This window comes from Colwellia sp. 12G3, from assembly GCF_002836775.1.
In the GTDB taxonomy this organism is placed as follows: Bacteria; Pseudomonadota; Gammaproteobacteria; order Enterobacterales; family Alteromonadaceae; genus Colwellia.
The window spans coordinates 475,836-500,031 of sequence record NZ_PJAQ01000066.1 but is presented as its reverse complement, the minus strand read 5'-3'; the positions used below and the strand labels follow the sequence as shown (position 1 = coordinate 500,031).

The following is a 24,196-nucleotide window of genomic DNA, read 5'->3' as shown; positions in this document are numbered from 1 at the left end:
GAGCTATTTACGTGAAACGCTATACGAATTCACGCTACTTGCTTGTTTATTCAATAATACTACACCACAACACCAACGTTTCAATTTTTATTTAGCGGTGAAGTTAGCTTACTCAAGGATGACTATTAAAATTAAAGCCCTTAACGCTCGGTATTCCAACTAAACAAATAAGCCCCCAAGAACAAGAAGACACAACTCATCAGCAGTAAAATATTCACATGAAAGCTAATATCACTCAGCGTAGCTCCTTCTGTAATAACGGCTCTTGCGCCAGCAACTAAGTGAGTTAAAGGCATAAAATCTGCCAATACTTTCAACATGTTAGGCGCCCCTTCCAAGCTAAACCAAACACCTGAAAGCATCATCATAGGCCAAGACGTTAAATTCAATAATCCGCCGATAAGTTCTTCGCTTTTACTGCGACACGCCACGAGTAGCCCTAGACTAATTAAACAAAAAGCGCCTAAAGCTCCGATAATGAATAGATCGATATAGCTACCCAGCATAAAAAAGTCGAAAAATACATTACAGCCAGCATAAACGACCGTGGACATAAACATAACAATAAATAGCCGCGATAATAATTGCGCAGAAATAAATTCAAATGAGGATAATGGCGTTGCCTTTAAACGTTTTAACACTGAGTTCTTTCGATATCGCACAATGACATAACCAACACCAAATAAGCAGCTGAACATCATATTCATACCCAATATGCCCGGTAATACCCAGTCAACATAACGGATACTCTTGCCGCTGCTTTGTAAACGCGTAAAAGCTGATTTTTGCCCAAGCTGTTGACCGAGGAATATTTTTTCAACTAAATAACTTTTTGGTGACTCTTCATTTACCCAATAGCGTTGAGCACTATAGTCAACTAACAAATCGAGACTGTGACGGCTGATTTTTTCTTTGGCTAAGACAAGATCACTATAATCTATAAATTCAATAAAACGTAACTGGGTAAGTTTTGCTTGTGCTGCACTGACATTATGATCTTGCCCTTGTTCAACAAGTAGACCAATTTTATAGGCTGGACGCCCGTCACCCGAAAAGATAAACGAAAAGCCGACTAATAATAAAACGGGGAAAATCAAGTTCCAGCCAAGCGCAGATCTATCACGAAAAAACTCAATATTTCGCGCTTTAAACACGGCAAAAAAACGTTTGAAATTCATATTGCTTCCTAAAATGTAAAAGTACAGCTAAGACTGTGCTTGTAATGAATGGCCTGTTAGCTTCAAAAACAAGTCATCAAGATTAGCTGACTTGACATGTAAGCCCTCAAGAGAAACACTATGCCTCATCAACAGGGTCAACGTTTGTTCTACGTTTTTACTGGCTATTTCAATGCGATCAGCCAATTTATTCCAACCATGCTCTTTTACCAGATCATTTGAAACCTGCGCCAGAGGTAAGTAGATAAAAACATCTTCAAAATGTTTCGCTAATAGTTCGTGAGGCGTTCCTGCTTCAATTATTTTCCCTTGATCCATAATGACAATATCATCGCAAAGCTGCTCTGCTTCATCCATATAATGAGTCGTTAAAATGACCGTTTTATTTTGCCCTTTAATATTTTTAATTAGTTGCCAAAAATTTCGGCGGGCATGAGGGTCTAAGCCTGTTGTTGGCTCATCAAGAAAGATGATTTTAGGATCATTTATCAACGCCAAAGCAAGCAGTAACCGTTGTCTTTGCCCTCCCGATAATAAGCGGTTATCACGGTCTAAAAACTCACTTAAATCACATAGCTCGATTAATTGTGCTTGTGGCAATGTATTTTGATAAAAGGAAGCAAATAAGTTGAGAGTTTCCTTAACCGTTAAATAATCTTGTAAGGCGGTATGCTGAAACTGAATACCTATTTGCTGAGATATCTGACTATCTACCTGCTGCCCTTGATAAAGCACATGGCCTGAAGTCGGGCTTATAATACCTTCCATAATTTCAATAGTAGTCGTTTTCCCTGCGCCATTAGGCCCAAGCAATCCAAAACAATGGCCTTGCTGTACTTCAAAACTCACATTATCAACTGCGCATAGATCTTTATAGTTTTTGCAAAGTGACTGTACGCTTACCGCTGCGCTCATATATCTATCCTTTCTTATTCGATATCTATACTTAGTGTACTGATTAATGAGCATGAGTAATACAAAATAACATTCACTTTTACCCACTCCTTCACAAATGATAATAATTATCATTTGCATTGGGTTTATTCTTTGTTTATGATTAATAAAAATATGGAGGGTGAGATATGAGAACGATAGCAGTTAGCAATGTCGACAAAGTACAGGTAGAAATCTCAAGTAATTTACTAATGCATTTACTCAATTCGGGTTTACTACATTGTGGTGACTGTAAGTGTTTAAATGCTAATGCTAAAACAGTTATTTGGCATACCTTATTAGCAAGTAGTACCAGCAGTGATGATCTTAACGGAGAAGAAATATTATGTGCCTAGCCGTATCAAATGAATTCGCTTATATGGAAAACTGGCTCGTTATGCTACTTACCACCTATAACACCAATCCCAGTAGTGCTTTAGCGCATACTATCAATTTTTATTTAGACACGTTACTGCATCATGATGACATAAGTTTTTATGGTAATAAACGCTGTGAATACCTTGCTATGCAACGATTTTGGCGATGGCAAGGAACAAAGAAGTTAATTAATTAATTGAGTCTTATTCTACTACTTTCTAGCAGCGTTAAGATTAGCGATATTAAGCCGACAATTTATGTAATCTTTCATCTTTTGGTTTAGCATTTTTTTACCGGTTAAGCCAAATTGCTGACAAACAGTGTCACTGTCATGCTTTTGAATTAATCTTGCAATAAGCACTAAGCATGGTTGCATAACATTAGTAGAGGAATTTGTATCTTCTTTCAATAAGTCATGTTTGAGCCACAAATACAGGCTATAACAGCAGCTACTATATAACCGTTCTCCCTGTGAAAATGCTTGAACATTTGATATATCCAGCGCAGATAATCCGATTAAATCTTCTTGAGCATTTTGACTTAATAACAAAAATACCAACTCAGTTGTAAGAGTTTTATATTCGTCTAACAGTAAATAATCAAAACTTCGATAAAAACTCCTTTGGAACTCTTGCTGCTTCCGCTTATTCTTTACATTTAACCCTTTAATCAATAAAGCAGAATGCTCTCCACTTGCCTTATCTTTAGTAAAACCAATGCGAGCAGTAGAGAAATCGGCATTAAGCCAGAAACTAAGCAGTTCAGGATTAACACCAAAACTAGCGCCAATAAAATCAGCACCCTGCTCTATTGCGAGTAACTCGATGTGATTAATAAGCTTTGAACCAATACCTTGTTGTTGAATTTGTGGGTGTACCGCAATGCGCATGATACGTAAATAATGATAACTAAATGCTTGTTCAAAGCCGCAATGACTGAATAATGACTGTGGTAAAAAATGATTACGTAAACGACGTTGAGAGTTTTTTATCGCGAGAATATCCGCATTATTTATACCATTTCCTTTGCCCTCACTCATTAATAAAGCAACCGCAAGTAGCTCTGCATTACTCTGTTTTGAGGAAAAAAAACAAGCCAATTGTACCTGCGGATTATCAAGTAACAACTGCAAATCGCTCGGTTTTGTTTGATAATGTGCCGTTACCAAAATAGCAAAAACTTGCTGTAATAAAACCTCATTAATAACCAATTCCTCAGCAGTGATAACTTTAAATACTGGTTGCCCTGGAGTCTCTTGACTATTGAGAGCACTATCATCAATATTTATTTTCGACTGGGATGATATTGTCGCGGTTAAGGTAGGTAATTCTGCATTTAATAAACAGGTATTAAAAACCAATTGTTCGAGAGGATCATTTTCTCGCCAACGGATCGGCTGATTTAAATGTAAATTCACCCATTGTGGGCACAACCGATCAAGAGTCTTTTGAAATTTTAACGTAAATCCTCGCCCTGCTCCTTCATAGCCATGAACAGTACTAGAAAAAACCATACGGTGATAACTACTCAGTAATTTTTCAAGCAGATAAACAGGAATAGCCGCAGCCTCATCAACCAAAACAAGATTAACTTTTATCTTTGCCCTTAGTAATTGATCAACAGGCATAAAAGTTAACTTAGCTTTACCAAAGGAAACTTGATTACCTTGTTGAATAGCCCCCATTAAACTTTGCTTTAACTGCTGATAAAAAACGGATAAAGCTTGCGTATCTGGAGCGGTAATAATAATACTGAATTCATCATGCTCATTAGCTTTCATTACTTGAGCACAAGCAATCGCCAATGCTGATGACTTACCTCGACCGCGATCAGCCGTTAACACTAAGGGTCTTTTTCGGTGACCTGACAGCACTTTTTCAATAGCCTCAACCGCATGGTATTGCTCTTGTGTAATACATCCTAAAGGGTAAGTCGAAGCTACCGGCCCATTCGGTTGACTATCTGAAGCAACGCTATGCGGCAAAAGCATAGGTTGCGATTCAGTTAAAATTTTATGGATAGGTATTTCTGCTATCAATGAATAGAAGCGTTTAAAAAACAGGCTACTTGCTGGCTTTTCATGCAACGATGGTATAACTAAAAATAATATACCCCCTGCTTTTAGCGTTCCTGATAATGCTGCAAAAGCATCAATAGTAAACTGACTATCTACAAAAATAATGACATCACTTTCGCTACCTAACTTATCTCGATAGCGTTTTTTTTGAACATTAGCAGTAATTAGCGAATTATCGCCATAGATTAGACATTTAGAATTACATAAATACAGATTAAGCCCATGATTAACATTAGCTTTCAAAGCAACTGCTACTGATTCAATAGACTCCAATAATGATAGCGCCCATGACTCACAACCAGATAAAACAATAAGACGTCGTTCGTTTTTTAAACGTGCCTGCATTGTATATTCATTAATCCAAGGTGAAAAATCTTGTACTTGCATCATCTTTTTTAAGATCCAATATCAGCAGAAATAAATAAAATTAAAGTTATCAAGTATTTTAAAGCAAAAAATATAAATTTTATGTAGATTTTTTCAACTATTCACTTATATATTGCTTTAGACCACAAATGAACTAGGGTTAATCTGAACAACTTGATCTAGATCAACCTATTTGGTCTAACAAGCGATTAAAATTAATCCTAAATTAGCCATAAATCAGCTTACTTTAATCATAAAATTTCGAGAGCATTATGAATCAAGCAACATCTCCTGAACAACAAAAAAAGTATGAGCGAAATACTTTTATTTTTTTAGCTGTTTTTTTAGCGCCAATTTTATCGGTAATTATCGTTGCTGGATTTGGTTTTGCCATATGGTTCAGTCAACTAGCTTTCTTAGGCCCACCTGGCACTTAATATTTTGCAAACTAAAACCACTAAAGCAACGGAACGTTTAGCTGATCCTTCAAGAAGACGCTTTTTTCGCGGTCGAGTTAAAACCAAGCAAGAGTTACGTTTGCCTTGGGTAATTAATGAGGCGGTATTTACCTCTGGCTGTACTCAATGCCAAGACTGTATCCAAAGCTGTGAAACAAATATTATTGTCAAAGATGAAGATGGTTTTCCAAAAATAGATTTCAACTTAGGTGAATGCTCCTTCTGTAACAAGTGTATAGAGGTTTGCGAGCAACCACTTTTTTCAGGTACTTTCCTTGAAACTAAAAGTATTGAAATTAATACAACTGAAGAAAACACCTTAAATAATAAAAAAGCTTGGCCGGTAACTTTAGAGATTAGTGACAAGTGTTTAGCCAAGAATAATATTTATTGTCAAAGTTGTCGTGATGAATGTGAAACCAGTGTCATTAAATTTAATTACCTTGATTCAAGCATTCCACAGCCCAGCTTAAATGATCTTGATTGTAATCAATGTGGAGCGTGCATCAGAAGTTGTCCACAAGATGCCATAGCATTTACATTCGAACCAAACGCAAGCTAACTTAATTTAACGTAATTTAAAGAATCAATATGACAAAAAATACTGACAGTACAACTTGTGAATATCACGTAGCTAGCTTTGTCGCTTACCCGATATTGGCGCAGTTGGATGAAGTAAAACAAGCCATTACAAACATTGAGGGTGCAGAAATCCATGTTACCAGTGCAGAAGGTAAAATTGTTTTCACTATGGAAGGTAATAGTTATAGAGATATTGGCACCAAAATGGACATTATAAGAGTTCATAAAGGCATTATAAATTTATCTCCGGTTTATCATCAAATCCTGGATGAGACTGATAATGAAAAAAACGAAGATCAATATACAGAATTATAAAGCAATTAAAATAAATACGCTTAAATAAAGAATAAAGAATAAAGAATAAATAAAACATAACCCTATTTTAAATATCGAATCAAAATAAGTAAGAGGAAGGTGACACGATGACAATTAATCGCCGAGAATTTATTAAAGCCAATGCTATTGCAGCAGCGGCCGCAGTTGCTGGGGTATCTGTACCTGCAGTAGCATCAAATTTAATTACCAGCTCTGATATTACTAAACTAAAGTGGGATAAAGCTCCCTGTCGTTTTTGTGGTACAGGTTGTAGTGTCAATGTTGGCGTGATGGATGGCAAAGTTGTTGCTACTCACGGAGATATTAAATCTCCCGTAAACAAAGGCCTGAATTGTGTAAAAGGTTACTTCCTTTCTAAAATTATGTATGGCAAAGATCGCTTAACCACACCGCTACTTCGTATGACCGATGGTAAATACGATAAAGAAGGTGAATTTACTCCTATTTCTTGGGATCAAGCCTTTAATGTAATGGCTGAAAAAGCTAAAGACGCATTGAAAAAGGATGGTCCTGAAGCACTTGGTATGTTTGGATCTGGCCAATGGACAGTACAAGAAGGCTATGCTGCAGTTAAATTAATGAAAGCAGGTTTTCGTACTAACAATATTGATCCTAATGCTCGTCACTGTATGGCCTCTGCTGTTGGTGGCTTTATGCGTACCTTTGGTATCGATGAGCCTATGGGTTGTTACGATGATTTAGAAGCTGCAGATGCGTTTGTATTGTGGGGCTCAAATATGGCTGAAATGCACCCAATTTTATGGACGCGTTTAACTGATCGTCGTTTAAGTGCACCCCATGTAAAAGTAGCGGTATTATCAACTTTTGAGCACCGCAGCTTTGATTTAGCTGATAATGGCATGATCTTCACGCCACAAACAGATTTAGCTATTTTAAATTTCATTGCTAATTACATTATTAAAACTGATCGTGTTAATAAAGATTTTGTTAGCAAGCACACTAACTTTAGATTGGGTGAAACGGATATTGGTTACGGTTTACGTCCAGAACATCCGTTAGAGCAAGCAGCTAAGAACAATGGCAAAACAGCCGGTAGCTCAACACCAATTGATTTTGATGAATATGCAAAGTTTGTTAGCACTTATACAGTTGAATACGTTGCTAAGCTATCAGGTGTACCTGAGCATAAATTAGAAGCGTTGGCTGAGCTATACGCCGATCCGAAAATTAAAGTGACCTCTTTTTGGACTATGGGCTTTAACCAGCATACGCGTGGTGTTTGGGCCAACAACCTTGTTTATAATATCCATTTATTAACAGGTAAAATATCAACACCAGGTAACAGTCCGTTCTCGTTAACAGGTCAACCTTCTGCTTGTGGTACTGCACGTGAAGTAGGTACTTTCTCACATCGCCTACCTGCAGACATGGTTGTTAAGAATCCTAAACATAGAGCTATTGCTGAGAAAATTTGGGATCTACCTGAAGGCACTGTTCCGCCAAAACCGGGTTACCATGCTGCATTACAAAACCGCATGTTAAAGGATGGGAAATTAAACTTTTATTGGGTGCAATGTAATAATAACATGCAAGCTGCAGCCAATATTAATGAAGAAGGTTACCCTGGTTATCGTAATCCTAAAAACTTTATTGTCGTGTCTGACCCATACCCAACAGTTACCGCACAAGCCGCTGACTTAATTCTACCAACAGCAATGTGGGTAGAAAAAGAAGGTGTTTATGGTAATGCTGAACGTCGTACTCAATCTTGGTATCAAATGGTTGAAGCACCGACAGGCGCTAAATCAGATTTATGGCAACTAGTTGAATTCTCTAAACGTTTTAAAGTTGAAGACGTTTGGCCTGAAGAACTGATAGCCAAAAAACCAGAAGTACGCGGTAAAACGTTATTTGACGTACTCTACAAAGACTCATCAGTTGGAAAATTCTCCCTTGATGAAGTTCCTGAAGATCGCTTAAATGATGATGCTCGTGATTTTGGTTTTTATATTCAAAAAGGGTTATTTGAAGAATATGCAACCTTTGGTCGTGGACATGCTCATGATTTAGCTCCTTACGACAGATATCATAAAGAACGCGGGTTACGCTGGCCTGTAGTTAATGGTAAAGAAACTAAGTGGCGCTTTAAAGAAGGCTCTGATCCTTATGTTAAGCCAGGTAGTGGCTGGGATTTTTATGGTAAAAAAGATGGCCGTGCCATAATTTTTGCTCTGCCATATGAACCAGCAGCAGAATCACCTGATGAAGAATACGACTTATGGTTATCAACCGGTCGTGTATTAGAGCATTGGCATTCAGGCTCTATGACGCAACGCGTACCTGAGCTATATAAAGCCATGCCAGATGCTTTAGTTTATATGCATCCAGATGATGCTAAAAAACGTGGTATGCGTCGTGGTGATTTAGTGAAACTCATTTCACGTCGCGGTGAAGTACAAACGCGCGTAGAAACAAGAGGAAGAAATAAGCCACCAATTGGCTTAGTCTTTATGCCTTGGTTTGATGCTAGCCGTTTAGTAAACAAAGTCACTTTAGATGCCACAGATCCGTTATCGAAACAAACGGATTTTAAAAAGTGTGCCATTAAAATTGTTAAAGTTTAGGAGTCTGAAATGAAAAAATTTAACCTAGCAGTAATTGCCAGTTTATTGGTACTAACAGTATCACCAATGATGTACTCTCTAAACGCTAATGCTGCTGATAAAGAAACGGTTAATACTGTTGCTACATTAAGGGATCATACGCCTATTAATGTTCAAAAGGAGCCAAACGCAATTCCTCAAGTGATTAACAAGGATATCAAGCAAGGCCGTAATTACCCGATGCAGCCGCCTGTTATCCCGCATACTACGCGTAGTTATGAGGTGAATAAAAACAATAACAAGTGTATGTCTTGTCATTCACGTCATCGTACAGAGAAGTCACAAGCACCTATGGTAAGTGTTACACATTATATGGATCGAGATGGTAACTTCTTAGCCGATGTATCTCCTCGTCGTTACTTTTGTAACCAGTGTCATGTTACCCAACTTGATGCTGAACCTTTAGTTGAAAACACTTTCACCGATATGCACAGCTTAATGAAGAAAAAAGCTGTCACTTCTGAGAAACACTAGGGGCTATCATGAAAAATATATTTTTAATTGGTTGGCGCACACTCACTAAACCGAGTGGCTATTATAGCCTTGGAGCTTTAGTTATCGGTGGCTTTATTGCTGGTATTATCTTCTGGGGTGGCTTTAACACTGCCTTAGAAGTGACTAATACTGAAGCGTTTTGTATTTCATGTCATGAAATGGAAAACAATGTCTACGAAGAGATGAAAACTACTATTCATTTTTCTAACCGCTCAGGCGTACGTGCAACGTGCCCTGATTGTCATGTACCACATAAATGGACCGATAAAATAGCGCGAAAAATGCAAGCTTCAAAGGAAGTATGGGGCATGATTTTTGGCACTATCAATACTCGTGAGAAGTTTTTAGTACATCGTAAACGGTTGGCGCAAAATGAATGGGATCGTTTAAAAGCCAATGACTCTTTAGAGTGTCGTAACTGTCATAACTTCGACTACATGGATTTTACTGAACAAAGTGAGCGTGCTTCTTACCAACACTCTACGGCATTAGCTGCAGGTGAAAAAACCTGTATCGATTGTCATAAAGGTATTGCACATCAACTGCCCGATATGAAAGGCGTTGAAGGTTGGTAAACTCGCTCACAACATAACTAAATTACATTAACTAAAACCAGTGCTTGCCACTGGTTTTTTATTGCCTGAAATTAATATCCATTTCATTAAATTATTGCTCACTTCTGTTGGTTAAAGTACTCCACTGCAGCGTTACTCTCAATCCCAATAGCCAGCTATTGCTCAATCGAGCGCCTTGCCCTATTTATTTTCCTGTACACAACAAGATCGCAAGTTCGATGTAATTGTTATAAGTCTTACGTTACTAAAAAAATTATAAAATTGTATACTGAAATGATTATGCTTTTATCGATTAATAATTAAAAACCTACATTACAGTCAGTTATAACGAACAAGCTGAATATTAGTATAAGCTTTAATAGAAACTCAGCTTGAAAAAAGACAGGCGTAACATTTTGTCGTTTTTTTATTTATTTTGTAAAGAGGCATTGAAAATAGCAAAATTCTTACCTATGTTAATCAATATGCTTTGAAATATTTTCCAATTAGTAGTAAAGGTAGAGCCAATGGTAAGCGATATAGACGATGACTTCCTCGATGGAGCCAGTGGAGATAACATCGATGAAACGGGTGATAACAATCCTCCTAAAGGTGCCTCTTTGGCAGAAAAACAGATCCAAGAGCAAGCCCAAAAAAACCTGTTAGCAAGAAAGCGTATTGATGAACTAAAAGAAAAGAAATACCTTAAGGATTTACTTGATGATAGCGAGGATTGGTAAGCATAAGCGCATTATGCCCTATATTAGTATTACCTTGATTTAACTTTGCAATAGCATCATTTAAGCATAGAATAACTGCACATTATTAACACTCATTAATTTTTAAATATTATGACATTATTTGAAAAAATGCGCTGCCTATTAACCTTTGGTCAAGGTGTCGCTTTACCTCTTCCTGAATTATCTGCTGGCACAACGCCCACTCAATTATTTGAACAATGGTTTAATGACGCGCAAAAGTCTGGAATTTTACTGCCCGAAGCAATGTCTGTTAGTAGTTGTAATGCTGATGGCCAGCCTAGTTCGCGCATGGTACTACTGAAAAGCTATGATGAAAAAGGTTTTGTCTTTTTCACCAACTACGGCAGTCGTAAAAGCCAAGAACTTGCTGAAAACAATAAAGTAGCCTTATTGTTCCACTGGAATGTATTACAACGTCAAATTCGTATTGAAGGTACCGTCGAGAAGGTATCGATAGAGGAATCTGCTGATTATTTTCATAGCCGAGATAGAGGCAGTCAAGTTGGCGCTTGGGCTTCTAAACAAAGTCAAAAACTAAAACATGATGACGAACTCAAAGAACGCATGAGTCATTATCAAAAAAAGTTCGCACAAGGTGAAGTTCCACATCCTGAATTTTGGGGTGGATGGCGCATTAAACCCCATGCTATTGAATTTTGGCAAGGACGGTCTAATCGTCTACATGACAGAATATGTTTTGAGAAAGAAAATGAGCAGTGGATACAGCATAAGTTACACCCATAAATGAAATTAGCATATTGTATTTTTTCTCTACTTTTATGTTTGTCTACAACTGCTAATGCCCAAGACATACATATTGGCGTAGAGCCTTTTCCACCTATCGTTAATGAGAATGGTCAAGGTTATGCTATTGATATGTTCAAAGCGATTGAGAAGATATCCGATTTAAAATTTCATTTTCACATAATGAACTACGCTAGAGCGAAAAAAGAGTTACAAAAGCAAAGTTTGGATATGATTGGTTTGACTCCCCAAGGCTTTGAGACAAAAAGTTTTTATCAATATGCTGAGGATATTAATTGGTCTGTCACTGCCAAAGTAGACTTATTTGCATTAGATAAAAAGTATTTCAATACTCAATTGCTACCAGCACAAAGTATTGGGACTTTACGTGGTAATGCAGACTTTTTTCTGAGGTACTTAATATACCAAGAGATAAGTTTATTGAAGTTAGTAGCCTAACTCAGTTGACTCAAATGTTACAACTCAATCGCTTGAACGTTATAACATTTGAACGAGCGTCAACAATGTCAACCATTGAAAAATATGGGATCACCGGGGTTTATTACCAGAAAGTTGCTGAAATCCCCGCCAGTTTTGCCGTCTATAAAAATAATGAGGGCAAGAAACTAAAAGCTAAAATAGATATGCTTTTAACCAAAGTAAAAAGTAAAAATCACTTTGGTTCTTATTTCAATTATCAAAAATTAGCTGATACTGGGTTGATAACTCCACTTAACAAATAACGGCTATAACTCTAGCTTGCGGGCGTTGGGATCACTTTTGGCTTAACACAGTTAGGGCGATTACCTCTGTTATAAAGCGTCATTGCACTAGGTAAGTGTTTGGTCAATTGATTAATACGCGTTTGGTTCGATGGATGAGTCGACATAAACTCAGCCGGTGCTCCTTGGCCTGAACCTTCACTAAGTTTCGCCATATTTTGCCAAAGTTTAATACTTGCACTCGGTTCAAAACCAGAACGTGCCATAAGATCTTGACCCACAATATCTGCTTCACTCTCATGAGAACGGCTATAAGGCATTATTACGCCATATTGTAACCCTAATCCTAACCCAGCCATCCATAAGCCCTTATTTTCTACCTCTGATAATCCTACAGCGGCTGTTGCAGCAGCCATGCCCATATTCTGTAGTTTATTTGCTGATAAACGCTCATTTGAGTGATGCTCGATAACATGACCAACCTCATGACCGATAATAGCCCCTAACTGATCTTGGTTCTCAGTCACGTTTAAAATACCCGTATAAACACCTATTTTACCCCCCGGTAAAGCAAAGGCATTCACTTGCGATGAATCAAAAACAATCACTTCCCAATCACCTTTGTGAACCGATTTATCTACGTTTTTGGTAATGGATTGCGCCACACATTGCACAAAATCATTCGTCGCTTTATCTGTACTAATTGGCGTCTTTGTTTTCATGTCTTCAAATGAAGCTGCACCCATTTTATCGAGTTCAGTATCTGAAAATAACATCACTTGTTTTCGACCAGTGCTTGAACTTGTGCAGGCGGTAAGCGCGATTAACGCGCTAAGTATAATGAGAGGGAGTTTCATGGCTAACTTATATAATCCTTAAATTGTAAGTGGCGATATTTTATGACGACGACTCTTAATATGCTAGTCAGAATTGTTTTTTAGCCTGTCTTTTGTCTTTATTCACTTTTTCTTTAGGTTTCTGGATCCAATAACGGGGGCATAAAAAAACCGAGCGTAGCTCGGTTTATAAATAGTCACATTGGATAAATTAACTACTAACCACCAACTAAGGCCAATAATATCCCTGCGGCTACGGCAGAGCCTAGCACACCAGCGACGTTAGGACCCATTGCATGCATCAACAAGAAATTATGAGGATTTGCTTCTAGACCTACTTTATTGGCAACACGAGCAGCCATTGGTACTGCAGAAACACCTGCGGCTCCAATTAATGGATTGATAGGATCCTTAGAGAACTTGTTCATCGTTTTCGCCATCAATACCCCTGAAGCAGTACCAATTGAAAATGCTACAGCACCTAAGGCCAAAATACCGAGTGTTTCTACATTTAAAAAGGCTTCAGCACTTAGTTTTGAACCAACACCCAATCCTAAGAAAATAGTAGTAATATTAATTAACTCGTTTTGTGCTGTAGTACTTAAGCGATCTACAACGCCAGACTCTCGCATTAAATTACCTAGACAAAACATACCGACCAAGGGTGTTGCTGAAGGCAAGAAGAAAATCGTCATCATTAAAACGCCAAGCGGAAAAATAATTTTCTCAATTTTAGTCACTGGACGTAACTGTTTCATTTCAATTTTACGTTCTTCTTCAGTGGTTAATGCTTTCATTATTGGCGGTTGAATAATAGGTACTAATGCCATATACGAATATGCCGCGACAGCAATAGCGCCAAGTAACTCTGGTGCTAATTTTGAGGCAAGAAAAATAGCCGTCGGACCATCAGCACCACCAATAATAGCAATAGCAGAAGCATCCTTAAGGGTAAACTCTATACCTGGAACATAATTTAAAGCAATAGCACCAAACAAGGTGGCAAATATACCAAACTGTGCAGCTGCCCCTAAAAGCAGTGTTTTTGGATTGGCAATAAGCGCACCGAAGTCTGTCATTGCACCTACACCCATAAAGATAATGAGTGGGAAAATTCCCGTATCAATACCGGCATAGTAGATATAATGTAATAAACCACCTGCTTCTGAAAAACCTGCAATGGGGATATTAGTTAATATTGCACCAAACCCCATAGGTAATAACAACAAGGGTTCAAAACTTCGAGCAATGGCTAAATATAGCAGGCCACAGCCCACTAACATCATGACTATTTGGCCTAACTCAAAATTAGCTAAACCAGTTGAAAGCCATAATTTTGTTAATGAATCCATGTGATCTCCTATGAAAAACTAAGTAAGGCATCACCAACGGCAACTGAGTCGCCCTCTCTGGTGAATAAAGAGACTATTTCGCCAGACGTTACCGCACGAATTTCAGTTTCCATTTTCATTGCTTCCATAATGATAACTACATCACCCGCTTCTACTCGGTCACCTTCATGAACTAATACTTTGAAGATGTTACCAGCTAGTGGTGCATTTAACGTTTCGTTTGCAGAAATAGATGCAGACTGCTTCATTGCATCATCACCAGCAGGATGCGTTATCGCATCGATAGAGCCTCCAGGAGCAACAATAACATCATAAACCTTACCATCAACACTCACGGCATAGTTTTCTATAGTAGTTGCCGAGTTTGGCTCTGCTGAAGCTTGGCTCTTAGCACTAGCTTTAGTTGGAATAGGTTCGAAAGCAGCTGGATTATTACGGTTTTCAAGAAACTTCAAACCTATTTGTGGGAACAATGCATAAGTTAATACATCATCAATGCTTTCATCAGCTAAGTTAATATTCTTTTCTTTCGCTAAAGCTTGTAATTCATCTGATAGCTTATCCACTTCAGGATCTAATAAGTCAGCCGGACGACAGGTAATCACTTCTTTACCATCTAAAACACGTAATTGTAGTTCTGCATCAACTGGAGCTGCGGTAGCGCCATATTCACCTTTTAATACACCTGCAGTTTCTTTTGTTATAGATTTATAACGCTCACCCGTTAAGATATTAAGAACAGCTTGTGTCCCTACGATTTGTGAAGTAGGTGTTACTAGCGGAATATAACCCAAGTCTTTACGAACTTTAGGGATCTCAGTTAATACATCATCAAATCTATCTGATGCGCCTTGCTCTTTTAGCTGATTTTCCATATTCGTTAGCATGCCGCCTGGCACTTGTGCCGTTAATATACGGGCATCAACACCTTTTAAGCTACCTTCAAATTCAGCATATTTTTGCCTAACATCACGAAAATATGCAGCAACCTCTGCCATTTTCTCAACATTAAGGCCAGAAGCTCGTGGAGTGCCTTCAACAATAGCGGCAATGGTTTCTGTTGGTGAGTGGCCGTAAGTCATACTCATCGAAGAAATTGACGTATCTATTACATCAATATCGCTATCAATAGCTTTCATTTGAGTAGCAAGACTCAGCCCAGTAGTTGCATGACAATGTAAAGCGATAGGTAATGAAACCGTTTCTTTAAGGCGAGTGATTAATTCAGCAGCATCGTATGGCTTTAATAAACCTGACATATCTTTAATACAAAGCGAATGAGCCCCCATATCTTCAAGTTGCTTAGCCATAGTTAACCAGCCCTCAAGTGTATGTACAGGGCTTTCAGTATAACTTAAGGTACCTTGAGCATGCGCTCCAACTCTAACAGCTGCTTTAATCGATGTTTGTAAGTTTCTAACATCATTCATGGCATCAAAAATTCTAAAAACGTCGATACCATTGATATGAGCACGTTCGACAAATTTTTCTACAACGTCATCAGCATAATGACGGTAACCTAATATATTTTGACCACGGAATAACATTTGCTGCTTGGTTTTAGGCATCGCTTTTTTAAGCGCTCTAATACGTTCCCATGGATCTTCGCCCAAATAACGAATACATGAATCAAACGTTGCACCACCCCAAGATTCGATTGACCAATAACCAACATCATCAAGCGTTGCTGCAATCGGCAGCATATCGGCTAAACGAAGCCTAGTGGCTAAAATTGATTGATGTCCATCTCTTAAGACAACTTCGGTGATACCTAATGGCTTACTCATGTTTACGCCCTTTTATCTAACTTTTTAAATTATAATGGTGAAGAATAGTTTCAATTTTGGTCTAATTATTTATCTTGACCATGTTGAGCTCGGTAACGCTTTACCGCTCCGCTAATTGCAGCAACTACTGCTGGTGAAATATCACCTTTAGCTTTACTACTACTCTTTTTATTAGCTCGAGAATGTGGCACTACAATGGGATCTGGAAACTTTATTGCTAGTCGTGCCAACACGGTATTAATAAAAACAATTAATACACCTAAAAATGCAAATACAAATACCATTCCCGCTAACATAAGTGTTCCAGCTTCTACAAATTGCTGCTGCATATTATCCATTTTTCATTCTCGTTCAAAAATCTTACAATTAGAATAATCACTCCAATACCTATATTGCAAACAATTTTACGCTGTTTCAGAAAAATAATTGAGCGTCAACCCCAAAACAAAGAAATATTCACCATAATAACCAATATATACATATAATTCACATACCATTTTGCATACTTTAAATACTGTATACAATATCAAAACCATGAATAGCGGGTATCTCAAATAGATAAAACAGCATATTATACAATATACATAACCTCACCTTGCATGCACCAGCATTGTATATTAACCGTATATTTATACGAAGACATGGGTAGTTAGAAATATATTCAAGACAAAACAGTATCCATAATCGATAATATCAGTTAAAAAAAACCACCAAAAAGGCTGAAATTTAACCATCAATAGCATATATATTGCTAATAAATTGATCATAGGAGTAGTTACTTGGATTACTGTTCAGAAGCCATCAAATTCGATTAGCAAGGCCTTTTTGTGAGAGAGGATAACATTTGTACCATCATCACTAGAATCGAATAGTTAGGCTAATAGACGTCCTCATAGATAACTATTATCGCGATCATAAAGATGAACGAGCAGTCTTGGGATAAAGCGTGTTTGTATACTTAGATTGGTAAGCGAAAAAAGCCCCACCTAAAAAGATGAGGCTTTCGCTTTTTTATTTGGGATAATGTTAAAGCAGCAATATTCTAATCTACAACCGCAAAGGAATTAACTCGTTTTAAATGCTCTATTTAATATAAAGCTATCCAGCTTCAAGTATCAGCTGATGCATATTTTGCTCTTTAAACGTAAAAAGCCCCTCCTAAAAAGGAGGGGCTTTTTATGTGGTGGGCGTGGCAGGAGTCGAACCTGCGACCGCCTGGTTCGTAGCCAGGTACTCTATCCAGCTGAGCTACACGCCCAAAGTATAAAATTTTATCCAGCTTTAACAATAGCTGCCTTGATTATTTAACCACTTGAAGAAAGTGGTGGGCGTGGCAGGAGTCGAACCTGCGACCGCCTGGTTCGTAGCCAGGTACTCTATCCAGCTGAGCTACACGCCCTCAATAAAGTTATTTTTTATATCGTTACTTAATCGATAATACGAACGTTGTTCGTAGCCATCAAAATATATAATCTATCCAGATGTTCTACACGCCCTCATGAACTATTTTTTATATCTTAGTCTAAAGATAGCGAACTTTCGTTCTACACAACCATTATTTATCATAAGAAAGATAATGGCGGAGAGGGAGGGATTCGAACCCTCGATCCGGCTACAAACCAGATACTCCCTTAGCAGGGGAGCGCCTTCGGCCACTCGGCCACCTCTCCAATAGTTGCAAATAATAAGGAATTTTAAAAGTATCTTATAAAACCTCAAAATAGCTGATTTTCTTTATTTTACTACTTGAATAAAGTGGTGGCGTAGCAGGAGTCGAACCCTTTGCTTGAACAGCGCTTGGTACGTATTCCTACGAAACATCCAACTTCATTATTTTACCACTTGATAAAAGTGGTGGGCGCGGCAGGAGTCGAACCCTTTGCTTGAATAGCGCTTGGTTCATATTCCTACGAAACATCCAACTTCATTATTTTACCACTTGATAAAAGTGGTGGGCGCGGCAGGAGTCGAACCCTTTGCTTGAACAGCGCTTGGTTCGTATTCCTACGAAACATCCAACTTCATTATTTTACCACTTGATAAAAGTGGTGGGCGCGGCAGGAGTCGAACCTGCGACCGCCTGGTTCGTAGCCAGGTACTCTATCCAGCTGAGCTACGCGCCCTCTTCTAAGTTATTTTTTATATCGTTACAACCGATAGCGGACTAGGTCCGCAGTATTAAAACGTCTTTATCCAGTCTTAACAAACTGCTCTTCATTATTTAATCACTTGAAGTAAGTGCGAACTTGGTAGACTTGAACTTGCTACTATGAATAACTCATTAATTTTCAAGTATCTACGCTCTAAAAATTCAATAGTACTTTTTATATCAAGCACTATTTAGTCTCTACCCTTAGAACGAAAAAAGCCCCACCTACAAAGGTGGGGCTTTCGATGTGGTGGGCGTGGCAGGAGTCGAACCTGCGACCGCCTGGTTCGTAGCCAGGTACTCTATCCAGCTGAGCTACACGCCCAAAGTATAAAATTTTATCCAGCTTTAACAATAGCTGCCTTCTTTATTTTAACCACTTGAAGAAAGTGGTGGGCGTGGCAGGAGTCGAACCTGCGACCGCCTGGTTCGTAGCCAGGTACTCTATCCAGCTGAGCTACACGCCCTCATGAACTATTTTTTATATCTTAGTCTAAAGATAGCGAACTTACGTTCTACACAACCATTATTCTCATAATAAGAAAATGGCGGAGAGCGAGAGATTCGAACTCTCGAACGGATTTAAAGCCGTTACTCCCTTAGCAGGGGAGCGCCTTCGGCCACTCGGCCAGCTCTCCATTTTTCTTTTACTTATTTATTGTTGAGTACTAATGCGTATTAAAACACACTTTAGATAAGAACACTCTATCCGGCTACAAACCAGACATCCCCTTAACAGGTGAGCGTCTTCGACCACTTGGCCACCTCTCCAATGGGTGCGAATAATAAGGGATTCTAAAAATAAGTCAAACAATTTTTAGTGTTTTTTTAGGATAATTTTCTATTTGCTGACAATTCAGTCAAATATGTTGTTTTTTAATCATTAAGCAAACGTAAAGCATAAAAAAACACCGCCTGAGCGGTGTTTCTTAACTGTGATATAAAGCTTTAAATAACACTTTGTATAACACTATTATTTAAAAACTCTACAAATCGGCTTAATGATAATTGAGTTATAGATCTTTATTGCCTGAAACTTCAGTATCGCCTTTTTCGGCTTGAATACGCATGTAAATTTCTTCACGGTGCACTGAGATTTCTTTCGGCGCATTAACACCTATTCTTACCTGATTTCCTTTAACGCCTAAAACAGTCACGGTAACTTCGTCACCAATCATTAATGTTTCACCAACGCGTCGTGTTAATATAAGCATATTTTCTTCCTTATCCTTTAAAGTGAGATCACTAAATAAATATATATAAGCTAGTAATATATTCGAATAGCTACTTTTTAATCCATTCACTATAACTAATAGTCAATTTTCTATAAAAAGTCATTATTCACTAAAAACACCATATCCGATGATCGTTTTCAATGAAGCTTCGATAATAAGTAACAAAAATATTGTCACACTATTAATCTTTCATATTTTAGCAAGATTTCCATATCCTTTAATAGCTTTATAGCTTATTTTTACTACTAAATCTGTGATCAATTGCAATGATTTAGATGTTTACTGTAAGCCGTAACAGATTTGTAACATTCAATAGTTAAAATAATATTTTTATACCATTCGTTAAAATCAAAAAAGGAAGCAAATGCTTCCTTTTTTATTATAGGTAATGTTAGTGGTTAAATACGACTAACCGCTTTTATGACATCTAAGCTAATTTTTCTGTTAGCCATGCCGAGACACTTTCAAGTGCTAAGGTTATGTTTTCTGGCTGAGTACCACCCGCTTGTGCCATATCAGGACGACCGCCACCTTTACCACCGACTTGCAGAGCAACCATATTGACTAATTCGCCTGCTTTGACTCGACCAACCAAGTCTTTGGTAACACCAGCAATTAAGCCGACTTTAGGACCATTAGCGGTTGCCAGCATAATAACGCCTGATTGCATTTTGTTTTTAAGTTCATCAACCATGCCGCGAAGTGCTTTGCTTTCTACACCACCTAAATCTGCAATCAGTACCTTAACGCCATTAATTTCAATAGTGTTATTAACTAAATCAGATCCTGCTTGTGCAGCAAGCTCCTGTTTTAGCTGTCCAATTTCTTTTTCTAGCTGCTTAAAACGGCTAACAAGTTGCTCAACTTTACTACTCGCATTCGTTACATCACTTTTAACCAGTGCAGCAATACTTGTTAAAGAGGCAGTCTGTTGATTAATATAATCAAGTGCGCCGGTTCCCGTAACTGCTTCAATACGACGTACGCCTGCAGCAGTACCCGATTCAGAAACAATTTTTAATAAACCTATATCACCTGTTCTATTAACATGCACACCACCACAAAGCTCTATTGAAAAGTCACCTAAGGTTACTACACGCACTTCATCATCATATTTCTCACCAAAGAGTGCCATAGCACCTTTTTCTTTAGCTTCTTCAATATACATAGACTCAGTTTTTTTAGAGTGATTACGACGGATTTCATCATTAACCATTTGCTCAACCGTATGTAATTCTTGAGCAGTAACACCTTCAAAATGAGAAAAATCAAAACGTAATTTATCGCTATCACATAAAGAACCTTTCTGAGTAACATGGTCACCCAATACTTTGCGCAAGGCTGCATGTAATAGATGCGTTGCGGTATGGTTTTTAACAATATTAGCTCTGCGTTCAACATTAATTTCGGCTTTTACTCGACGATTTAAGCCAACATCAGTGCGCGCTGTACCTCTATGAGCAAAAGCATTACCTAATTTAATGGTATCAGTTACTTCAAATACTCCGCCATCAAGATGTAATAAACCACTATCACCTACTTGACCGCCTGATTCAGCGTAGAATGGTGTATGATCTAATATCACAATACCCTGCTCACCTGAGTTTAATTGATTTACTGGGTCTTGATCTTTGCTATTAAATAGCTCAACCACTGTCGCTGAATATGAATCATTGTCGTAACCTTTAAAAGCAGTCTTTTGGTCAGATTTAAGTTGTTGATTATAATCAGTACCAAATTGACTTGCTTGTTGTGCACGTTCTCGCTGTTGCTTCATAGCAGCATCAAAACCGTCTTTATCAATTTTCAAGTCGCGCTCTCGGGCAATATCTGCCGTTAAATCTGCCGGAAAACCGTAGGTATCGTAAAGCTTAAATACGTCATCACCTTGAATTGTATCGCCAGGTAAGTTAGCTAAAATATCTTCTAATAAGATCATGCCTCGATCGAGAGTTCGACCAAACTGCTCTTCTTCAATACGTAATAGTTTTTCAATAATTGCTTGTTGCTGAGCTAACTCTGGATATGCCTCTCCCATCTGCTCAATTAATGAGCTAACAAGTTTATGGAAGAAATGTCCTACCGCTTCTAGCTTATGACCATGTCGAATAGCACGACGAATAATACGACGAAGTACATAACCACGGCCTTCATTTGACGGTACAACTCCGTCAACAATTAAGAAGCTACATGAGCGAATATGATCACTAATAACACGGAGTGATTTATGCTCAAGGTCACTACAATCAAGTAATGCTGCAGTATCTTTAATCAGCGCTTGGAAAATATCAATTTCATAGTTGCTATGCACATTTTGCATAATTGCAGAAATACGCTCTAAGCCCATACCAGTATCAATTGAAGGGTTTGGTAACGGTTCCATGGTACCGTCACTTTGACGGTTAAACTGCATAAATACTATGTTCCATATCTCTATAAAACGGTCACCGTCTTCATCAGGAGAGCCTGGAGGTCCACCGAAGATGTCTTCCCCGTGATCATAAAATATTTCAGAACAAGGTCCACAAGGGCCGGTATCACCCATTGACCAGAAGTTATCTGATTCATATTTTTTATTAGCTGACTTATCACCTATACGAATTATTTTATCTTCAGGTACACCAATTTCATCTCGCCAGTAAGAGAAAGCTTCCTCATCCGTGGCATATACAGTGACTAACAACTTTTCTTTTGCTAAGCCTAATTCGCCAGTTAAAAACTCCCAAGCATAACTAATTGCTTCATTTTTAAAGTAATCTCCAAAACTAAAGTTACCCATCATTTCAAAAAAAGTGTGATGACGCGCAGTGTAGCCAACATTTTCTAAGTCGTTATGCTTACCACCGGCTCTTACACAACGTTGTGCAGAGGTTGCTCGTGTATAACTACGTTTTTCAGCACCTAAAAAAACATCTTTAAAAGGAACCATGCCAGCATTGGTAAATAATAATGTTGCATCATTACCAGGAACCAGTGAGCTACTTTGAACTATTTGATGTTGTTTGGTGGCAAAAAATTCTAAAAATGCCTGACGGACTTCAGCGGTGCTTTTAATCATGGGATACTCTACAAATCGATTTAGGTCTATTTTAATTAGGGTCTACGTTCATTATGGCTTTAGCTTTATACCGAAAATTTTTATTACGGGAATAACCTGGGTATTATAAAAAACGAATTTTCTTAGCTTGTTCTTTTTGTGCTGCTTATTATACGCAACCTCAGCTTGAAGATACCAATCAATTTCACAACTTTCACGCAATTCTTGGATAAATGTTGCACAAACACCTATTTGTTCAACTTCAATATTAATGTATAGCCATGCCTGAGCACGTAATACTCGTTTCATTTTGTTTTTGATCTTGTTGTGTGAAAGAAAAATTAATCAAGGTAAGGCGCTCAATTGAGCAATAGCAGGCTATTGTGAATGATAGAAACGAAGCATTGAAGTCTTTTAGAGCGCGAATGTGGGAAATATTTTAATTGAATAGGTACAAGTACTACAGTGAAAATGACATCTGTTGGCTTTCACCTGGACTATCAGCAAACCCTAAGGTTAAGCCGACCAAACGTATTCCACGGTGGTTTGACCTGCTATATGCCTTTGAGAGTAAACTAGTAAAGAGTGCCTGCTGACATTCATGACTTTGTGTCTCGACAGTAGTTTGATTAAAGTCAGCAAACTTTAGTTTTACCCCCTGCTTAATAATCTCTCTATTACTGTGTGGTGCAAGTCGAGTGAGCAGTTTCTGATATAATGACTCTATAACGAGTTCACATTCATCTTGCGACGATAAATCTTTTGCTAACGTTGTTTCAATGGCCAGTGACTTGCGTTGCCGACTAACCTCTAACGCTCTATTATCGACACCATGTGACGTTAAATACAAACTAGTAGCAAATTTACCAACGATATTTTGTAGTGTTCTAATATCACTTTGACGTACATCTGCACAGGTTACATAACCATGTTTATTTAACTTTTCAAATGTTTTCGGGCCAATACCGGGGATTTTCTTTAGTGATAGTTTTTCGACAAAATTTGCGACTTTATCAGGGGTAATAACGCACTGACCATTCGGTTTATTTTCGTCACTGGCAATTTTAGCTAAAAATTTATTTGGTGCTATTCCTGCCGATGCCGTCAGTTTTAACTCATTAAAAATATCAGCTCTAATTTTTTCAGCAATAAGGGTGGCACTGCCCTGACACATAGTTGCATCAGTAACATCAAGATAAGCCTCATCTAATGATAACGGTTCAATGAGATCGGTATAGCGAGAAAAAATTTCCCTTATATGTTTAGAGGTTTCTTTATATACATCCATGCGGCCATGAACAATTTTAAGGTGTGGGCAAAGCTGTTTTGCTTTAATAGCAGGCATTGCAGCACGGACACCAAACTGACGAGCTTGATAATTACTTGTACATAAGACACTACGTGGACCATCACCACCAACGGCTAATGGGATATTTTGATATTCAGGAAAATCACGCATTTCAACAGCAGCATAAAAGCAGTCCATATCAATATGAATGATTTTTCTCTGATTACCCATTTTACACTCCACCGCCAAGTAACTGTATATAAAAACAGTATACTATTTTTATATCACTTAGCAAGTGAGTTTA

23 protein-coding genes and 7 tRNA genes are annotated in these 24,196 nt (G+C 38.0%); 12 read left to right on the top strand and 18 right to left on the bottom strand.

The window, feature by feature from the left end:
* Nucleotides 1-140 precede the first annotated feature (140 nt).
* On the bottom strand, nt 141-1,178 hold the full coding sequence (locus tag CXF71_RS16510) for an ABC transporter permease (RefSeq protein WP_101234026.1): 1,038 nt from the start codon (nt 1,176-1,178) through the stop codon (nt 141-143).
* A 27-nt stretch (nt 1,179-1,205) separates the two neighbouring features.
* Nucleotides 1,206-2,093, bottom strand: coding sequence for an ABC transporter ATP-binding protein (locus tag CXF71_RS16505; RefSeq protein WP_101234025.1), 888 nt, complete (start codon nt 2,091-2,093; stop codon nt 1,206-1,208).
* A gap of 167 nt (nt 2,094-2,260) precedes the next feature.
* On the opposite strand from CXF71_RS16505, the gene CXF71_RS16500 reads away from it, so the two are divergent.
* Complete coding sequence (locus CXF71_RS16500) at nt 2,261-2,467, top strand: hypothetical protein (protein ID WP_101234024.1); 207 nt, start codon at nt 2,261-2,263, stop codon at nt 2,465-2,467.
* Nucleotides 2,458-2,685, top strand: coding sequence for a hypothetical protein (locus CXF71_RS16495; RefSeq protein ID WP_101234023.1), 228 nt, complete (start codon nt 2,458-2,460; stop codon nt 2,683-2,685). The genes CXF71_RS16500 and CXF71_RS16495 overlap by 10 nt, the downstream gene beginning before the upstream one ends.
* A 15-nt stretch (nt 2,686-2,700) precedes the next feature.
* Here the strand turns inward: CXF71_RS16495 and CXF71_RS16490 are convergent, their stop codons facing one another.
* The gene (locus CXF71_RS16490; protein WP_232771520.1) at nt 2,701-4,956 is read right to left on the bottom strand and encodes a tRNA(Met) cytidine acetyltransferase TmcA; all 2,256 of its coding nucleotides are present in this window, start codon (nt 4,954-4,956) and stop codon (nt 2,701-2,703) included.
* A 248-nt stretch (nt 4,957-5,204) separates the two neighbouring features.
* On the opposite strand from CXF71_RS16490, the gene napE reads away from it, so the two are divergent.
* The 10 genes from napE (at nt 5,205) to CXF71_RS16440 (ending at nt 12,229) form a co-directional block, all read left to right on the top strand.
* Nucleotides 5,205-5,369 carry a periplasmic nitrate reductase, NapE protein gene (napE, locus tag CXF71_RS16485; protein WP_101234022.1) on the top strand — a complete coding sequence of 55 codons (165 nt, stop codon included), beginning with the start codon at nt 5,205-5,207 and terminating at the stop codon, nt 5,367-5,369.
* Between the two features lie 4 nt (nt 5,370-5,373).
* Nucleotides 5,374-5,952 carry a ferredoxin-type protein NapF gene (locus CXF71_RS16480; protein WP_101234021.1) on the top strand — a complete coding sequence of 193 codons (579 nt, stop codon included), beginning with the start codon at nt 5,374-5,376 and terminating at the stop codon, nt 5,950-5,952.
* 29 nt (nt 5,953-5,981) lie between these two features.
* Nucleotides 5,982-6,287 (top strand): chaperone NapD, encoded by a 306-nt coding sequence (locus tag CXF71_RS16475; RefSeq protein WP_101234020.1) that lies wholly within the window; start codon nt 5,982-5,984, stop codon nt 6,285-6,287.
* A gap of 107 nt (nt 6,288-6,394) precedes the next feature.
* Complete coding sequence (gene napA, locus CXF71_RS16470) at nt 6,395-8,893, top strand: nitrate reductase catalytic subunit NapA (protein WP_101234019.1); 2,499 nt, start codon at nt 6,395-6,397, stop codon at nt 8,891-8,893.
* A 9-nt stretch (nt 8,894-8,902) separates the two neighbouring features.
* The gene (locus CXF71_RS16465) at nt 8,903-9,406 is read left to right on the top strand and encodes a nitrate reductase cytochrome c-type subunit (protein WP_101234018.1); all 504 of its coding nucleotides are present in this window, start codon (nt 8,903-8,905) and stop codon (nt 9,404-9,406) included.
* An 8-nt stretch (nt 9,407-9,414) separates the two neighbouring features.
* Nucleotides 9,415-10,002, top strand: coding sequence for a cytochrome c3 family protein (locus tag CXF71_RS16460; RefSeq protein ID WP_101234017.1), 588 nt, complete (start codon nt 9,415-9,417; stop codon nt 10,000-10,002).
* A 506-nt stretch (nt 10,003-10,508) separates the two neighbouring features.
* Nucleotides 10,509-10,721 carry a PA3496 family putative envelope integrity protein gene (locus CXF71_RS16455; RefSeq protein ID WP_101234016.1) on the top strand — a complete coding sequence of 71 codons (213 nt, stop codon included), beginning with the start codon at nt 10,509-10,511 and terminating at the stop codon, nt 10,719-10,721.
* Between the two features lie 111 nt (nt 10,722-10,832).
* The gene (gene pdxH / locus CXF71_RS16450; RefSeq protein WP_101234015.1) at nt 10,833-11,486 is read left to right on the top strand and encodes a pyridoxamine 5'-phosphate oxidase; all 654 of its coding nucleotides are present in this window, start codon (nt 10,833-10,835) and stop codon (nt 11,484-11,486) included.
* Nucleotides 11,487-11,945, top strand: coding sequence for a hypothetical protein (locus CXF71_RS16445; protein ID WP_101234014.1), 459 nt, complete (start codon nt 11,487-11,489; stop codon nt 11,943-11,945).
* Nucleotides 11,946-12,010: 65 nt separating this feature from the next.
* Complete coding sequence (locus CXF71_RS16440) at nt 12,011-12,229, top strand: hypothetical protein (RefSeq protein WP_157826782.1); 219 nt, start codon at nt 12,011-12,013, stop codon at nt 12,227-12,229.
* An 11-nt stretch (nt 12,230-12,240) separates the two neighbouring features.
* On the opposite strand, the gene CXF71_RS16435 is transcribed toward CXF71_RS16440, so the two are convergent.
* From CXF71_RS16435 to dinB, 15 genes are all read right to left on the bottom strand, one after another.
* A complete protein-coding gene (locus CXF71_RS16435) occupies nt 12,241-13,065 on the bottom strand; it encodes a M48 family metallopeptidase (protein ID WP_101234012.1) in 825 nt (274 codons plus the stop codon).
* A 197-nt stretch (nt 13,066-13,262) separates the two neighbouring features.
* Complete coding sequence (locus tag CXF71_RS16430) at nt 13,263-14,396, bottom strand: sodium ion-translocating decarboxylase subunit beta (protein ID WP_101234011.1); 1,134 nt, start codon at nt 14,394-14,396, stop codon at nt 13,263-13,265.
* An 8-nt stretch (nt 14,397-14,404) separates the two neighbouring features.
* Nucleotides 14,405-16,183, bottom strand: a complete 1,779-nt coding sequence (oadA, locus tag CXF71_RS16425; RefSeq protein ID WP_101234010.1) for a sodium-extruding oxaloacetate decarboxylase subunit alpha — start codon at nt 16,181-16,183, stop codon at nt 14,405-14,407.
* Nucleotides 16,184-16,248: 65 nt separating this feature from the next.
* Nucleotides 16,249-16,521 carry an OadG family transporter subunit gene (locus CXF71_RS16420; RefSeq protein WP_101234009.1) on the bottom strand — a complete coding sequence of 91 codons (273 nt, stop codon included), beginning with the start codon at nt 16,519-16,521 and terminating at the stop codon, nt 16,249-16,251.
* Between the two features lie 843 nt (nt 16,522-17,364).
* Nucleotides 17,365-17,441, bottom strand: a tRNA-Arg gene (locus CXF71_RS16415).
* 64 nt (nt 17,442-17,505) lie between these two features.
* A tRNA-Arg gene (locus CXF71_RS16410) sits at nt 17,506-17,582 on the bottom strand.
* Between the two features lie 178 nt (nt 17,583-17,760).
* Nucleotides 17,761-17,853 (bottom strand) — tRNA-Ser (locus CXF71_RS16405).
* 376 nt (nt 17,854-18,229) lie between these two features.
* Nucleotides 18,230-18,306: transfer RNA gene (locus tag CXF71_RS16400), tRNA-Arg, on the bottom strand.
* A gap of 274 nt (nt 18,307-18,580) precedes the next feature.
* A tRNA-Arg gene (locus CXF71_RS16395) sits at nt 18,581-18,657 on the bottom strand.
* A 65-nt stretch (nt 18,658-18,722) separates the two neighbouring features.
* A tRNA-Arg gene (locus CXF71_RS16390) sits at nt 18,723-18,799 on the bottom strand.
* A 79-nt stretch (nt 18,800-18,878) separates the two neighbouring features.
* Nucleotides 18,879-18,970, bottom strand: a tRNA-Ser gene (locus tag CXF71_RS16385).
* Between the two features lie 375 nt (nt 18,971-19,345).
* On the bottom strand, nt 19,346-19,546 hold the full coding sequence (csrA, locus tag CXF71_RS16380; protein WP_101234008.1) for a carbon storage regulator CsrA: 201 nt from the start codon (nt 19,544-19,546) through the stop codon (nt 19,346-19,348).
* 448 nt (nt 19,547-19,994) lie between these two features.
* On the bottom strand, nt 19,995-22,625 hold the full coding sequence (gene alaS, locus CXF71_RS16375) for an alanine--tRNA ligase (protein ID WP_101234007.1): 2,631 nt from the start codon (nt 22,623-22,625) through the stop codon (nt 19,995-19,997).
* Between the two features lie 51 nt (nt 22,626-22,676).
* On the bottom strand, nt 22,677-22,913 hold the full coding sequence (locus tag CXF71_RS16370) for a hypothetical protein (protein WP_101234006.1): 237 nt from the start codon (nt 22,911-22,913) through the stop codon (nt 22,677-22,679).
* 151 nt (nt 22,914-23,064) lie between these two features.
* Nucleotides 23,065-24,123 (bottom strand): DNA polymerase IV, encoded by a 1,059-nt coding sequence (gene dinB / locus CXF71_RS16365; protein ID WP_101234005.1) that lies wholly within the window; start codon nt 24,121-24,123, stop codon nt 23,065-23,067.
* Between the last annotated feature and the right edge of the window lie 73 nt (nt 24,124-24,196).